The sequence below is a fragment of the Actinacidiphila sp. DG2A-62 genome (assembly GCF_035825295.1).
Lineage (GTDB): Bacteria > Actinomycetota > Actinomycetes > Streptomycetales > Streptomycetaceae > Actinacidiphila.
The window spans coordinates 2,387,747-2,402,251 of record NZ_JAYMGI010000002.1; the positions used below are offsets into that span (position 1 = coordinate 2,387,747).

The 14,505-nt window shown below is 74.0% G+C and carries 11 protein-coding genes and 1 pseudogene; 8 read left to right on the forward strand and 4 right to left on the reverse strand.

Annotated elements, in window-relative coordinates:
• Positions 1 to 26 precede the first annotated feature (26 nt).
• A pseudogene (locus VSR01_RS10440) lies at positions 27 to 2,091 on the reverse strand (DHA2 family efflux MFS transporter permease subunit).
• 252 nt (positions 2,092 to 2,343) lie between these two features.
• Between VSR01_RS10440 and VSR01_RS10445 the strand changes: the two are divergent.
• The 5 genes from VSR01_RS10445 to VSR01_RS10465 all read left to right on the forward strand — a co-directional run bounded on the left by VSR01_RS10445 (position 2,344) and on the right by VSR01_RS10465 (position 7,728).
• Positions 2,344 to 3,672, forward strand: a complete 1,329-nt coding sequence (locus VSR01_RS10445) for a peptidoglycan-binding domain-containing protein (protein WP_326448976.1) — start codon at positions 2,344 to 2,346, stop codon at positions 3,670 to 3,672.
• A 326-nt stretch (positions 3,673 to 3,998) separates the two neighbouring features.
• Positions 3,999 to 4,799 (forward strand): L,D-transpeptidase family protein, encoded by an 801-nt coding sequence (locus VSR01_RS10450; protein WP_326448977.1) that lies wholly within the window; start codon positions 3,999 to 4,001, stop codon positions 4,797 to 4,799.
• Positions 4,800 to 4,822: 23 nt separating this feature from the next.
• Positions 4,823 to 6,031: a L,D-transpeptidase gene (locus VSR01_RS10455; protein ID WP_326448978.1), complete on the forward strand. Its 1,209-nt coding sequence runs from the start codon at positions 4,823 to 4,825 to the stop codon at positions 6,029 to 6,031.
• 146 nt (positions 6,032 to 6,177) lie between these two features.
• Positions 6,178 to 6,687 carry a hypothetical protein gene (locus VSR01_RS10460; RefSeq protein WP_326453587.1) on the forward strand — a complete coding sequence of 170 codons (510 nt, stop codon included), beginning with the start codon at positions 6,178 to 6,180 and terminating at the stop codon, positions 6,685 to 6,687.
• Positions 6,688 to 7,056: 369 nt separating this feature from the next.
• Positions 7,057 to 7,728, forward strand: coding sequence for an HAD family hydrolase (locus tag VSR01_RS10465; RefSeq protein ID WP_326448979.1), 672 nt, complete (start codon positions 7,057 to 7,059; stop codon positions 7,726 to 7,728).
• 15 nt (positions 7,729 to 7,743) lie between these two features.
• Here VSR01_RS10465 and VSR01_RS10470 read toward each other — a convergent pair whose 3' ends face one another.
• Both VSR01_RS10470 and VSR01_RS10475 read right to left on the reverse strand, forming a co-directional pair.
• Positions 7,744 to 8,325 carry a TMEM165/GDT1 family protein gene (locus VSR01_RS10470; protein WP_326448980.1) on the reverse strand — a complete coding sequence of 194 codons (582 nt, stop codon included), beginning with the start codon at positions 8,323 to 8,325 and terminating at the stop codon, positions 7,744 to 7,746.
• A gap of 228 nt (positions 8,326 to 8,553) precedes the next feature.
• The gene (locus VSR01_RS10475) at positions 8,554 to 9,282 is read right to left on the reverse strand and encodes a TetR/AcrR family transcriptional regulator (protein ID WP_326448981.1); all 729 of its coding nucleotides are present in this window, start codon (positions 9,280 to 9,282) and stop codon (positions 8,554 to 8,556) included.
• 86 nt (positions 9,283 to 9,368) lie between these two features.
• On the opposite strand from VSR01_RS10475, the gene VSR01_RS10480 reads away from it, so the two are divergent.
• A complete protein-coding gene (locus tag VSR01_RS10480; RefSeq protein WP_326448982.1) occupies positions 9,369 to 10,829 on the forward strand; it encodes an MDR family MFS transporter in 1,461 nt (486 codons plus the stop codon).
• A 129-nt stretch (positions 10,830 to 10,958) separates the two neighbouring features.
• Here VSR01_RS10480 and VSR01_RS10485 read toward each other — a convergent pair whose 3' ends face one another.
• Positions 10,959 to 11,726, reverse strand: a complete 768-nt coding sequence (locus VSR01_RS10485) for an ABC transporter permease (RefSeq protein WP_326453588.1) — start codon at positions 11,724 to 11,726, stop codon at positions 10,959 to 10,961.
• Between the two features lie 422 nt (positions 11,727 to 12,148).
• On the opposite strand from VSR01_RS10485, the gene VSR01_RS10490 reads away from it, so the two are divergent.
• Entirely contained in the window at positions 12,149 to 12,841 is a 693-nt protein-coding gene (locus VSR01_RS10490; RefSeq protein WP_326448983.1) for a DedA family protein, read from the forward strand.
• 154 nt (positions 12,842 to 12,995) lie between these two features.
• On the forward strand, positions 12,996 to 14,417 hold the full coding sequence (locus tag VSR01_RS10495; protein ID WP_326448984.1) for a family 2B encapsulin nanocompartment shell protein: 1,422 nt from the start codon (positions 12,996 to 12,998) through the stop codon (positions 14,415 to 14,417).
• The last annotated feature ends 88 nt before the right edge of the window (positions 14,418 to 14,505 follow it).

The window sequence follows — 14,505 nt, forward strand, 5'->3', positions numbered from 1 at the left end:
GCCTAGCGGGATCGCGCGCGTGCGGATCAGGCCGTGGTCGAGTCGGCGCGGACCGCGCCGGTCCGGCGGCGCTGCGGGCGGTCGGTGTCGCCGCCGCACAGCTCGGTGCTCAACTTGTTGACCAGCGCGGCCAGTTCGGAGTGCCGTGCGAGGTCGACGTCGCCGAGCAGCCCGGCCAGCACCTCGCGCCGGGCCTCGATCAGCCGACCGGCCAGCGCGTGCCCGGTCTCGGTGAGCACCAGCGGGTTGCCCTCGCGGCGGGCGTAGCCGCGGCGCTCCGCCTCGACGGCCGCTGCCTCGATGACGTCCGCGGGCACCGTGGTGCGCTCGGCGAGCTCGACCGGATCGGCCTCGCCGACCCGGGAGAGCTTCAACAGCAGCCAGCTGGTGGCCGGCTGGACGTCCGCCGCGGCCGGCCGGGTGATCCGGGTGTAGAGGTCGCGGCGCGCCTCCCGGCTGCCCAGCAGCGACAGGCAGCGCGCGATCTCGTCCAGCGAGGAGCGGTCCACCGGGTTCGCGCCGTACGTCTCGCTGGCGTCCGGCACCGTCACCGAGCCGCGCAGCGGCTGCTCCTTGAGGAACCACGCGGTGACGAACGCGACCGCCGCGACCGGCACCGCCCACAGGAACACCGTGGTGATCGACGACGAATAGGCGTGCAGGACCGGGTCCTTGACGGCCGCGGGCAGCCGGGAGACGGCCTTGGGGTCGGCCTGCAGCTGCGAGGGGTCGAAGCCGGGCGGCAGCGGCAGCCCGCGCAGCGCCGAACCCAGCTTCTCGGTCAGCTGGTTGGCGAAGATCGTGCCGAACACCGAGACACCGAAGGACGCGCCGATGGACCGGAAGAAGGTGGCGCCCGAGGTGGCCGCGCCCAGGTCCTCGTCAGCCGGCGGCGTTCTGCACCGCCAGCACCAGCACCTGCATGACCAGGCCGAGGCCCAGGCCGAACACCAGGAAGTAGAGGCTCATCAGCCAGGTCGGGGTGGACGGGTCGAGCTGGTGCAGCAGCACCAGGCCGCCCGCGGTCACCGCGGTGCCGAGGATCGGGAAGACCTTGTAGCGGCCGGTGCGGCTGACGATCTGGCCGGAGCCGGTGGACGACACCAGCATGCCGACGACCATCGGGATCATGTGCACGCCGGACATGGTCGGCGAGTAGCCGTGCACCACCTGCAGGAAGGTCGGCAGGTACGTCATCGCGCCGAACATCGCGAAGCCGATGACGAACGAGATCACCGAGCACAGCACGAAGGTGCGGCCGCGGAACAGCCGCGGCGGCAGGACCGGTTCCTGCGCCCGCCGTTCGATCACCACGAACGCGGCGATCAGCAGCACGCCGGCGACCGCCAGCGCGATGATGCCGGGCGAGGACCACGCCCAGGTGGTGCCGCCGAGCGAGGTGACCAGCACCAGGCACGTCGCGGCGGCGGCGACCGTCACCATGCCGAGGTAGTCGATCCGGTGCGCGGTCCTGCGCACCGGGATGTGCAGCACCGCCGCGATCACCGCGAGCGCGATCACGCCGATCGGCAGGTTGATGTAGAACACCCAGCGCCAGGAGAGCTGTTCGGTGAACACCCCGCCCAGCAACGGCCCGAGCACGCTGCTGGCGCCGAACACCGCGCCGAACACGCCCTGGTAGCGGCCCCGGTCGCGCGGCGGCACGATGTCCCCGACGATCGCCATCGACAGCGCGATCAACCCGCCGCCGCCCAGGCCCTGCAACGCCCGGAAGGCGATCAACTCGCCCATGTTCTGGGCGATTCCGCACAGCGCGGACCCCACCAGGAAGATCACGATGACGGTCTGGAAGAGCCGCTTCCTGCCGTACATGTCGCCGAGCTTGCCCCACAGCGGGGTGGCCGCGGTGGAGGCCAGCAGGTAGGCGGTGACCACCCACGACAGGTGCTCGATGCCGCCCAGCTCGCTGACGATGGTGGGCAGGGCGGTGGCCACGATGGTCTGGTCGAGCGCCGCCAGCAGCAGGCCGAGCGCGAGCGCGCCGATCGCGATGCGCACCGTGCGCTTGTCCTGTTGCGCGCCCGGCTCGGTGGCGGCCGGTCCCGCGGCGGTGCCGGTGTCCTGGGCCATGGAACGCACCTCCCGTCTGGTCCGGTGGGCGGTCGATGCCGGAGCGAACCGGCGTGATGTCGACAATCGCCCCTTCATATTCCCATCATTTGTCCGGTTATCGCCTGTCCTGCGTCCCGACCCTTGAGGGGAGCGGCTGCGCGGTGGCAAGAGGTGTCGGCATAATCACCTCGATCTGATGAAGGTGCGAACGCGCGCACGACGGGGGACGCGGACGCACGAGGGACGGGGACGACGGCGGGGAGGGACCCGATGGCGCCGGAACAGCCCGAGGAGCAGGAGCGGCCCGATACGCCGAACGGGTCCGCGCGGCCCCCCGCGGCGGCGTCCGCGGCGGAGACGGCGCCCGAGGCAGCGGCCCCCGCGGCGGAGACGGCGCCCGAGGCAGCGGCCCCCGCGGCGCTGCCGCCGACGCGGATCGTCCCCGGCAAACGGCCGTACGACCCCTTCGAGCCCTACCAGCCGTACGAGCCCTACGGCAGCGCGGAGGACGGCGGCGAGGTCCGCGCGGCCGAGCGCTCCGCCGCACGCGCCGCCGACCTGGCCGCGACCGAGGGATTCCACCCGCTGCGCATCCGCCCCTACGTCGGCGAGCCCGACGAGCCGGAGGCGGCGCCGACGAGCGTGCGGTCCCTGCTGACGCCGGCGGGCGCGGCGGCGGACGGGCAGGACGGCCCGGCCACCGCGGACCTCGGCCTGTTCGCGGAGCAGTACGCGGGCCGCGAGTACCCGCAGGGCCCGGCGGACGGCTCCCACGGCCGGTACGGCGCGGGCGACGGCTACGACCGCGACGGCTACGACCGCGACGACCGCGAGTACGACGGCGACGGGTACGACAGCCACGGATACGCGGACGGGCAGGACCCGGACGGCTGGACCGCGGCCCAGCGGGCCGCGGCCGCCGCGCACGGCCGGCACCGGCGGCGCAGACGCCGCATCGTGGTCGCCGCGGCGGCCGTCGCCGCGTCCGCGCTGGCCGCGGGCGCCGTGGCGGTCACCGGGCAGGTCATGGGCGACGAGCAGGACAGCACCGGCTACGCCCTGCCCGACACCGCCTCCGACACCCCCGAGGTGACGCTGCCGGCCGACGCCGAGCCCGCCACGGCGACCACCGCGGCGCCCGTCACCGAGCGCGCCGTCCGCGCGCCGCGCACCGCCTCCCCGTCGCCCTCCGCGTCGACGGCGCCGGCCACCACCCCGCCGGCCTCCCCGACCCCCACCGGGTCGGCGACGGCCTCCGCGGGCCCGACGACCGCCACGCCCACCGCCACCGGCTCGTCCGCCCCGCCCTCCTCGCCGTCGACGTCCACCTCGCCCGGCGACGGCGCGCAGCCGGCCGCCGGCGGCGTCCTCCGGCTCGGCGACAGCGGCCCCGCCGTGGCCGACCTGCAGCGCCGCCTCACCCAGGTGTGGGTCTACGACGGCCCGATCGACGGGGTCTTCGACGAGCGGGTACGGCAGGCGGTGGCGACGTTCCAGGTCTGGTACTGGGTGAGCGACGCGCCGGACGGCAGCCACGACGGCGTGTACGGCCCCCACACGCGGGCGGTACTGGAACGGCAGACGTCGGGGCGCCACTAGGGCGTGTCCCCTCGGATCACCGCGCCGACCGGATGAACCGGATGAACCGGATGAGGACGGCGGCGAGGTGGAGTGCGGCGAGGCAGGGCGGGGCAGAAGCTGGCGCTCCGCACGCCTTCGGCCGAGGTCCGCGCCGGCAGCGATGTCCCATCGGCGTCGGGGGCATCGACCGGAATCTCTCCGACCGCGCAGGCAACCCGGTCGGTGTGCACGCCAGTTGAGGTGGTGGAGGGGCCGAGGGGGCGGCCCGCACCGCCCGGGTCGCCGGGCGCGGTGCGGAGCAGGGCCCGCCGTGTCTTCTGCCATCCGGAGAAAGGCCCTGCGCCATGCGCTTCACGAAACCCGCGGTGTCCGTCGCGGCGGCGGTCATCGCCTCGCTCGGACTGACGGCCTACCACCAGCAGAGCCACCCGGACGCGTCCTCCGACGCCGGGTCCCGGCTCGCCGCCCAGGACGCCGCCGGCACGACGTCGGGCCCGGCCCGTGCCGCTTCCGCCGCGCTCGCGGAGAAGTCCGCCACCACCGCCCGGCCCGGCGTCCTGCCGCGGCTTCCGGGGCTCGGCCCCAAGACGCTGGCCGCCGTGCCGGCCGACGCCCGCCAGGTGGTGCTCGTCACCGGGACGGGCCGCGACTCCTCCACCTCGAAGGTGGTGCTCTACCAGCGCGTCGACGGCGGCTGGCGGCCCGGCGCGGTGTGGGCCGCGCACAACGCGGACAAGGGATGGACCGACCACCACGAAGCAGGCGACCTGCGCAGCCCGATCGGGGTCTTCGGCCTGTCCGACGCCGGCGGCCTGCTGGCAGACCCCGGCAGTCGACTGCCGTACGACCGGTCCGGGGCGTTCACCGTGAACGGCACCGGCTTCGACGGTGAATCGCTGGCCGGTTCCTTCGACTACGTCATAGCGATCAACTACAACCGGCAGCCCGGCACTTCGCCCCTGGACGGGACCCGGCCGCTCGGCGGCGCCCGCGGCGGAGGCATCTGGCTGCACGTCGACCACGGTGGCCCCACCCACGGGTGCGTCAGCATCTCCCGGACGCACATGAAGCAGCTTCTGCGCGCCCTCGATCCCGCGTCCCACCCCGTCGTCGTCATGGGCGACGCCGCTTCCCTCGCCCGCTGACGGCCCACGTACCAGGAGCACCCATGTCGTCACGCCGCATTCTGCTCGTGTGCGCCCTCGTCGGCTCGGCGGTCCTCACCGCCTGCGGGACCCACGCGTCGTCGGCCGGCCCCGCGTCCTCGCCCGCCACCGCGTCCCAGGCCGGGTCGCACGCCGTCTCCTTCCACCTGACCACGGGCGCGACCGACGGCGACCGCCATGCCTTCGTCGGCACCGCGGGCGACGTCCACGTCTCCGGCGGAAGGCTCACCTCGGTCAGCCTCACCACCGCGGCCGGACGGCCCGTCACCGGCTCGGCGAGCGCCGACCGCTCCCGCTGGACCCCGGCGTCGCCGCTGGCCTACGACACCTCCTACCGCCTCGTGGTCCACGCCGCCGACGCGGCGGGGCGGGTGAGAACACGCGACCTGTCGTTCACCACCATGAGCAAGGCCGAGCGCCTGATCGGCACCTTCACCCCCGAGGACGGGTCGGTGGTCGGAGTGGGCATGCCCGTGTCGCTCACCTTCAACATGCCCGTCACCGACAAGAGGGCCGTCGAGGCCGCGGTGAAGGTCACCGACGACAGCGGCCAGCAGGTGGTGGGGCACTGGTTCGGCGACCAACGGCTCGACCTGCGCCCCCAGGAGTACTGGAAAGCCCACACACGCGTGACGCTGACCTTGCGACTCGCCGGCGTCAAGGGCGCCGCGGGCGGCTGGGGCGTCCAGGACAAGCAGATCTCCTTCACCGTCGGTCGACGGCAGGTCTCCACGGTCGACGTCACCACCGACACCATGCGCGTGGTGCGCGACGGCAAGCTGCTGCGCACCATCCCCATCACCTCCGGCGCCCCGGGCCGCACCACCTACAACGGGCAGATGGTGATCTCGCAGAAACTGATCTCCACCGAAATGGACGGCGCCACGGTCGGATACGCCGGGCAGTACGACATTCCCGACGTGCCGCACGCCATGCGCCTGTCGTCCTCCGGCACCTTCATCCACGGCAACTACTGGGCGCCGGACTCCGTCTTCGGCCACTCCGACGTCAGTCACGGCTGTGTCGGGCTCAACGACGTGCGCGGTGGCGGCGACCCCGACCAGCCTGCCGCCTGGTTCTACGACAACTCGCTCGTGGGCGACGTCGTCGTGGTCGAGCACTCCCACGACCACACGATCGCACCGGACAACGGTCTCAACGGCTGGAACATGGACTGGACCCAGTGGAAGAAGGGGTCGGCCCTCGGCTGAGCCGGCGGGGACCGGTCGATCGCGCCGGGGGCAGCCGAGAGCCGGGCGGCCGGGGGCTTTGGTTGACTAGGAGCGTGCCCCGAACTCCCGCGACGCCGCCCGAACCGTTCGGCCTCGACCACTTCCAGCTGGTGCTGCTCCGGCGCATGGCCGACCACCAGCCCGACCTCGTCGACGACGCGCTGCGGGCGCTCGGCGCGACGCACACCGACCTGCGGGACGCCCACAAGCGGTGGCAGGCGCGGGTGCACTCGCGGACCTTCCCCGGCGGGGAGCGACGCTATCGGGTGGCTCTCGGAGCGCCGGAGTCCGTGGCCGAGCGCACCATCGGGGATCTGCGGTGCAGGGTGCTGCGGTGGCCGCTGCGGCTGTGGCCGGAGCTGCGGTTCGAGGTCGTCTCGGCGGCGAGCGGCGGGGCGGTCTGGAACGAGTGGCTCGTGCGGGCGGAGGGGGTGGCGGCACCTGAGCTCCGGTCGGTCGCGGACCTGACGCCGTGGGCGGCCACCGTGGACGAGGTGGCCCGCGCGTTTCCGCCGGCCCAGGTGCTTCCGCCGGACGCGCCGAGCCGGGCGCGGCTGCGCATCGTCGACCCGCGGTCCGGCGCGCCCCTGGTCGCCCACTTCACGTGGGGCCTCCTCCAGTACGTCACGTCCTAGCGCCGGCCCGGCCCGGGCGGCGCCTCGTTGTCCGCCCGCCCTCCCGCTCCTCCGCTCCCCTGCTCTCCCGTTCGCTCTCCCGCTCGCTCTCCCGTCCCCTCCCCCGCTCTCCCCGGAGCTTCGCCCGTGGAGGGTGGGCGAGTGAAGAACGGGTGAACGCTGCCGGCGCGACTGGCGTGACCCGGAAAACTTTTGTACCGTGAGGGAACAAAGTGGTTCCGCCCGCTCACCCTGACCGGCGGGCGGGACCACCGCGTACCCCCGCCCGCCGCGCAGGCGCACGCCGACCGCGACGCGGCCGACGCCGACCGCAGGCGCCGGGCCGAAGCAGCCGCCGGGCCCGCGCCGGCGCCACGTACGAGGAGCCACATGCCCGTCCCCCTCCAGCTCCAGGCGAAAGCCGTACTGCTCGACATGGACGGCACCCTCGTCAACAGCGACGCGGTCGTCGAGCGCTGCTGGCGCCGCTGGGCCGTCCGCCAGGGGCTGGACCCCGCCGAGGTGCTGAAGGTGGTGCACGGCCGCCAGGGCCACGCCACGATGGCCGCGCTGCTCCCGGACCGCCCGATGGCGGTCAACTACGCCGAGAACGCGGTGATGCTCGCCGAGGAGACCGCGGACACCGAGGGCGTCGTGCCGGTCCCGGGCGCCCCCGCGTTCCTCGCGGCGCTGGAGCGCGCCGGCGCGCCCTTCGCGCTGGTGACGTCAGCGACCGAGGAGCTGGCCCGGGCCCGGATGGGCGCGACCGCGCTGCCGCTGCCGCCGGTGCTGGTGACCGCCGAGTGCGTGAGCGCGAGCAAGCCGGACCCGGAGGGCTTCCTCAAGGGCGCCGCGGAGCTGGGCTTCGCGCCGGAGGACTGCGTGGTGTTCGAGGACGCCGAGGTCGGCATCGCCGCCGCGAAGGCCGCGGGGATGCGCGTGGTCGGCATCGGCCCGCGGGCCGGCGCGCACGCCCCCACCGCGCACGTGCCGGACCTGACCGCCGTACGGGTCGAGGCCGCCGCGGACGGCGGCCTCGTGATCACCGCCGACGCCGGCTGAGTCCGGGCGCTCCCGTCACCCCGCCGCCGCCTCGTACAGGCTGAACCCGGCCAGGACGATCATCGCCGCCGCCGCGACCTTCGTGATCAGCCCCAGCGGCACCCGCTTCATCAGCATCCGGCCGCCGAACACGCCCAGCGCGCCCACCGCCCACAGGCCCAGCACCGCGCCGATGCCGACCGACAGCGGGCTGTCGTAGCGGGCCGCGAGGTTCGCGGTCATGATCTGCGTGAGGTCGCCGAACTCCGCGACCAGGATCAGCGTGAAGCCGGTGCCGAACACCTTCCAGAAGGTCTGGTCGGCCGGCTCCGGCACGTCCTCGTCCTCCTCGCCGTGCGACCGCAGCAGCATCACCGCGCCGCCCAGGAAGAGCACGCCGACGATGCCCTGGAGCAGCCGGTGCGGCAGCAGCGTGAGCAGGCTGCCCGCGGCGATGGCGAGCGCCACGTGGACGACGAAGGCTGCGGCGACGCCGCAGAAGACGTACGAGGCGCGGTAGCGGGTGCCGAGGACGAGGCCGGCCAGCGCGGTCTTGTCGGGGAGTTCGGCCAGGAAGATCACGCCGAAGACGACGGCGACGACGGTGGGGCTGAGCACGGGACGGTTTCCTCATCGGTCGGGCCGCCGGGCCGGGGAACCGTCGCTCCTCGCGAGTCGGGGGTCGCCTCGGCACGGCAGCGTGGAACGCTGCGGCCGAAGGTCTCGCTGGCGGGCGCCGCGCGGCGCTCCCGCCCCCGGGCGCCGGCCCGGCACGCCCCGTGAGGGCGGCCCGGCAGTATGTCGACGGTCCGGCGAAGAGCTACTCCCCTTCTGCTGCCCGCCAGTCTACGGGACGCCCTGACCAGCCCCGTCACCGGTCCCGTCCCCGGTCCCGGCCCCCGGCCCGCCGTCCGGCCCGTCCTCCGGCGCCCCGCCCGGCGCCCCGCCCGGCGCCCCGCCCGGCGCCCCGCGGTAGCAGCGCAGGAGCGGCAGGAACAGCTCGTCGACGATCGAGGCGATGCGCTCGGGCGGCACCGGCTCGAGGTTCATCAGCAGGTCGTGACGCACCAGGTCGTACGGCATGGCGAGCAGCGCGGCGGGGACCCGGTCGAGGTCGATCTCGCCGCGGTCGTGGGCGCGCTGGTAGACCGCCCGCGCCCGTACGAGCCGCCGTTCGCCCATGATGCGGTCGCGCACCTGGGCGGGGGTCATCCCGGCGTCGAGGTTGAGGCCGGACATGGCGGTGGCCGCGACCACGACGAAGAAGGCGGCGCGTACCTCGCCCATGCCGGTCAGCACGGCGAGGAGGTCGCCGCGCAGCGTGCCGGTGTCGGGGATGTCGATCAGGTGGCCGTTGCGGTAGTGCTCCAGCGCGGCCAGGACCAGCTCGTTCTTGTTGGCCCAGCGGCGGTAGAGCACGGCGATGCCGGTGCCGGCCCGGGCGGCGACGGACTCCATGGTGAGCTTCGCGAAACCGGTCTCGACCAGTTCCTCCCACGCCGCCTCCAGCAGCGCGGCCTCCAGTGCGGGCCCGCGCCGGCGCCGCCGGGAGGCCGTGGCGTCAGGTGTGGTCATCACCCCAGCATAAGGAAGGTTTGCATTCCTCAACGGCACGCCGTACGTTCATTAGAGATGGATGTCTCTCTTACAAGGGTGGAACGATGACCGGGACAGGGACGCGGACCACCGGGGCGAAGCTGCCGTCCGAGGTGCGGAACGCGCTGACGGCGCTGGTCGTCGGCGGAATCGCGGCGATTCTCGACTCGACGATGGTGACGCTGGCGATCCACACGCTGACGGGGGAGCTGCACTCGTCCACCGACACCATCCAGTGGGTCACCACCGGCTTCCTGCTGGCGATGGCCGTCGCCATCCCCGTCACCGGGTGGGCCGAGCGGCGCTGGGGCGGCAAGCGGGTCTGGACGGCCGCGCTGGTGCTGTTCGTGCTGTCCTCGGTGCTGTGCGCGGCGGCCTGGGACGACACCAGCCTGATCGCGTTCCGGGCGGTGCAGGGCTTCGGCGCCGGGCTGATCTTCCCGCTGATGCAGACGCTCGCGGTGCGGGCCTCGGGCGGGCAGGTCAGCAGCCGGCTGATGGCGGCCGTCACCGTGCCGATCGCGCTCGGCCCGATCCTCGGCCCGGTGCTGGGCGGGCTCATCCTGAACTGGCTGAGCTGGCGCTGGCTGTTCCTCATCAACGTGCCCGTGGTCGCCGCCGGACTGCTGCTGGCCCGCCGGTACCTGCCGGACGACCGCCCCGACCCCTCGGCCGCCCGCCCCCGCCTGGACTGGGCCGGCCTGTCGCTGCTCGCGCCGGCGCTGGCCGGCCTGCTGCTCGGCCTGTCGCAGCTGTCGCAGGAGGGCGGGATCGGCCACGCCGGCGTGCTGGTCCCACTGGCGGCAGGGATCGTGCTGCTGGCCGCGTTCCTCCTGCGGGCGTCGCGGCCCGGCGGGCGCGAGCCGGTCGTCGACGTCCGCCTGCTGCGCCTGCGGTCGCTCGCCGGCGCCTCGACGGTCCTGTTCACCGCCGGCGCGGCGATGTACGCCGGCATGTTCCTGCTGCCGCTGTACTACCAGCAGTTGCGCGGCGACAGCGTGCTGGACGCGGGACTGCTGCTCATCCCGCAGGGGGTCGGCGCGCTCGCCTCGCGGTTCGCGATCGGCGCCCTGGTCGACCGGGTCGGGGCGCGGGTCGCGACGATCGTCGGGTTCCTGCTCGCCGCCGTCGCGACCGTCCCCTTCGCGCTCGCCGGCCCGCACACCGGCCTGTGGTGGCTCAGCGCCGTGCTGCTGGTCCGGGGCCTGGGGATCGGCGCGGTGCTGATCCCGCCGATGTCCGTGGCCTACCGGGACGTACGGCCGGCCGGCATCCCGCACGCCACCATGAACACCCGCATCGCCCAGCAGGTCGGGGCCTCCTTCGGCACCGCGGTCGTGGCCGTCGTCCTGCAGTCGCTGCTCGGCCACGGCACGACCGGCGCCTTCCAGGGCGCGTTCTGGTGGGCGATCGGCATCACCGTCGCCGCGGTCGTCCCCGCGGCGGCCCTCCCGGCGGGCCGGCCGGCGGCCACGTCCGCGGACGAGCCGGCCGGCAGTCCGGCGGCCGAGCCGGCGGGCCGCTGACCCGGCGGCCGGGGGGGCGACGTCCGCGCGGCCGCACCCGCGCCGCGACGCCCGCGCGGCTGTACCCGTGCCGCTACGTCCGCGCGACGATGCCCGCGCCGCGACGCCCCCGCGACTTCACCCGCGCCGCTACGTCCGCGCCGCCCCGCCCGCGGGCCGGGTGATCCGCCCGCGGGCGACCAGCTCCAGCACCACGGACACCGACACCGCCTGCACGGCCATCAGCGCGATCAGCACGAACAGCTGCACCGCGCCCGCCTGCACCACGCCCGCGCCGCCCAGCAGCATGCCGACGAACGCGCCGGGCAGCGTCACCAGCCCGACCGTACGGGTCTGGTCCAGGCCCGGGACCAGCGCGCCCGAGGCGGCCGGACGGGCGATCTCCATGCGCGCGTCCCGGTCGGTGAAGCCCAGCGCCATCGCCGCCTCGACCTCGCCGGCCCGCCCGGTCAGCTCCTCCAGCGCGCGTCGCCCGCCGAGCACGGTCGCGGTCAGCCCGCCGCCGATCAGGATGCCGGAGACCGGGATCAGCGCCAGCCCGTCGATCGGCAGCAACCCGGTCAGCACCAGCAGCGCGACCACCGGCAGCGCGCCCGCCCCGACCGGCAGCGCCGCCCACACCCAGCTGGCGTCCTTGGTGATCCGCCGCCCCGCCGTGCGCGACGCGACCGCGTACATCAGCGCCACGAACCCCAGCAGCGCGGCCTGGTGGTGCACCACCCAGCCGATCAGCGCGGAGACCGCGGCGAGCTGCACGGCGGCCCTGACCCCGGCCAGCGCGATGCCGCGCGCGTAGCGCTCGCCCGGATCGGCGAGCCGCGCGTACGCCGCGACCGCCACCGCCGCGACCAGCAGCACCGCGAGCACCACGCCCAGGGTGCGGTCCACCGGCAGCAGCGAGGAACCGGAACCGGCCGCGAGCGCGCCCCGCCCCGCGGCCGTCCCCGGCACGGCGGTCAGCGCTGGCACGGCGGTCACGCCGTCACTCTAGGCGCGCCGCCGCCCCCGCAGCGGTCCCCCGGCGGTCCGGCGGTGTACGGCCCGCGCGGATCCTGTGACCCGTCTGTGCCGACAGCTGTGGATACGGTCCCAGGTCGGCCACGATCCGGTCCGCGGGCGTCCGCTCCCCCGCCCGCGCCCGTACGCTGGCGTGCGGGGACTTCCCTACAACGGCGTCACTCGAAGTATGCCGGTCGTGATCGGGCTGTAACTGTCTCCTACGTCACGCGTCCGGGACGGAACCGGAAGCCGCTGGTGGCGTACGCTGTACGGCTGACAGGGATGAAGATCAGCAACCCGGCGGAGAGCGAGGAGGAGACGTGCCGCAAGGCTTCAGCTCCCTCTTCGACTGGCCCTGGATCTACGCGCTGGTCTCGCTCTCGGTCCTCCTCGACGTCTTCCTGCCGGTGCTGCCCAGCGGCGTGCTGGTGATCGGCGCGGCGACCGCCAACTCGGCCAGCGCCGGCGACGGCTTCGTGGACGTCCTGGCCCTGCTGGCCTGCGCGGCGACCGCGTCCTGCCTGGGCGACCTGATCGCGTACCGGCTGGCCTTCCGCGGCGGTGAATGGTTCCGCCGCAGGATGGCCTCCTCGCAGCGGCTGTCCACCGCGCACGAGCGGCTCGGCCAGGTGCTGACCGGCGGCGGCGGCGCGCTGGTGGTGCTGGCCCGGTTCGCGCCCGCGGGCCGCAGCGTGGTGAGCCTGGGCGCGGGCGCGGCCCGGCGGCGCCCCAAGGAGTTCCTGCCGTGGTCGGCGCTGGCCGGCCTGTGCTGGGCGACGTACAGCGTCGGCCTGGGCTGGATCGGCGGCAAGTGGCTGGGCGCGAGCTGGTTCGGGACCGCGATGTCCTTCGGCGCGCTGGTCGGCGCCGGCGCGTTCGCGGCGTACGTCTTCCGGCGCGAGCGCCGGCTGGCGATGGCGGCGGCGAAGTACGCGGCCGCCGCGGCGGTGGAGCTGGCCATCCCGGGCCCGTCCGCCCCGCAGGACCGCGCCGCGGTCGCCGAGGCGCTCTGACTCCCGGCCCGGCTCCCGGTCCGGACGTCGCGCTGCTCTTTCGGCGCAGTAACCCGGATTTCGGAAAGTATTCTCACTCGTTCCGGCAATAGCCAGCACTCTGGGTAACCAGCAGAATCCTTCCCGTATCACCTCCAGACGGGAAGGACAGCCCATGTCGGTTGACGCGGGTCAGGACTCCGCACAGAGCGAGCCGCAGCACGCCGGACCGCGTACCAGTCTCGACACGGCCGCCGCGCGGAATCTGGCGACCACCACCAAGTCCGCCCCGCAGATGCAGGGCATCTCGTCCAGGTGGCTGCTGAAGGTGCTGCCCTGGGTGCAGGTCAACGCCGGCACCTACCGGGTCAACCGCCGGTTGAGCTACGCGGTGGGGGACGGACGGGTGACCTTCGTGAAGACGGGGTCGGAGGTCCGCGTCATCCCGCAGGAGCTGGGCGAGATCGCGGCGCTGCGCTCGTTCGACGACGAGAGCGCGCTGACCGCACTGGCCGACCGCTTCGTGCAGCGCGAGTACGAGGTCGGCCAGGTCATCGCCCGGGCCGGCGACAGCGCCGACACCGTCTACCTGGTGGCGCACGGCAAGATCGAGAAGCTCGGCGAGGGGCTGTACGGCGAGCCGACCCGGCTCGGCGTGCTGGCCGACGGCGACCACTTCGGCGAGCAGGCGCTGCTGACCGACGACGACACCTGGCAGTACACCGCGAAGGCCGTCACCGCCACCACCGTGCTGGCCCTGCCGCGCTCGGCGCTGACCTCGCTGCTCGGCGTCTCCGACGGGCTGCGCGAGCATCTGGAGGCGGTGCGCTCGCTGCCCCGCCAGCGCGCCAACAAGCGCGGCGAGGCGGACATCGAACTGGCCTCGGGCCACAAGGGCGAGCCGTCGCTGCCGGCCACCTACGCCGACTACGAGGCCAAGCCGCGCGAGTACGAACTGAGCGTCGCGCAGACCGTGCTGCGGGTGCACAGCCGGGTCGCCGACCTCTACAACGAGCCGATGAACCAGACCGAGGAGCAGCTCAAGCTCACCGTCGAGGCGCTGCGCGAGCGCCAGGAGCACGAGCTGATCAACAACCCCGAGTTCGGCCTGCTGAACAACGCGGAGTACGAACAGCGCATCCAGCCGCACGCCGGCCCGCCGCTGCCGGACGACCTGGACGAGCTGATCAGCCGCCGCCGCGGCACCCGCTACCTGCTGGCGCACCCCAAGACGATCGCGGCGATCGGCCGCGAGTGGACCCGGGCCGGCATCTACCCGGACTCGGTGGAGGTGCTCGGCGCGAACGTCCCGGCCTGGCGCGGCGTGCCCATCCTGAGCTGCAACAAGATCCCGATCTCGGCCGAGCGCACGAGTTCGGTCATCGCCATCCGTACCGGCGAGGACAACCAGGGCGTCATCGGCCTCAACCAGACCGGTCTGCCCGACGAGTACGAGCCGGGGCTGAACGTCCGCTTCATGGGGATCGACGACAAGGCGGTCATCAGCTACCTGGTCAGCACCTACTTCTCGGCGGCGGTGCTGGTGCCGGACGCGCTGGGCGTGCTGGAGAACGTCCACGTGTCGAACTGGCGCTGAGCGCGCGGTGACGTTTTTGGCCTAGTGAAGCGGTCCCCCTGCCGTGCCGGGCAGGGGGACCGCTCTTTCGTCGTGCCCGGGTCTCTTC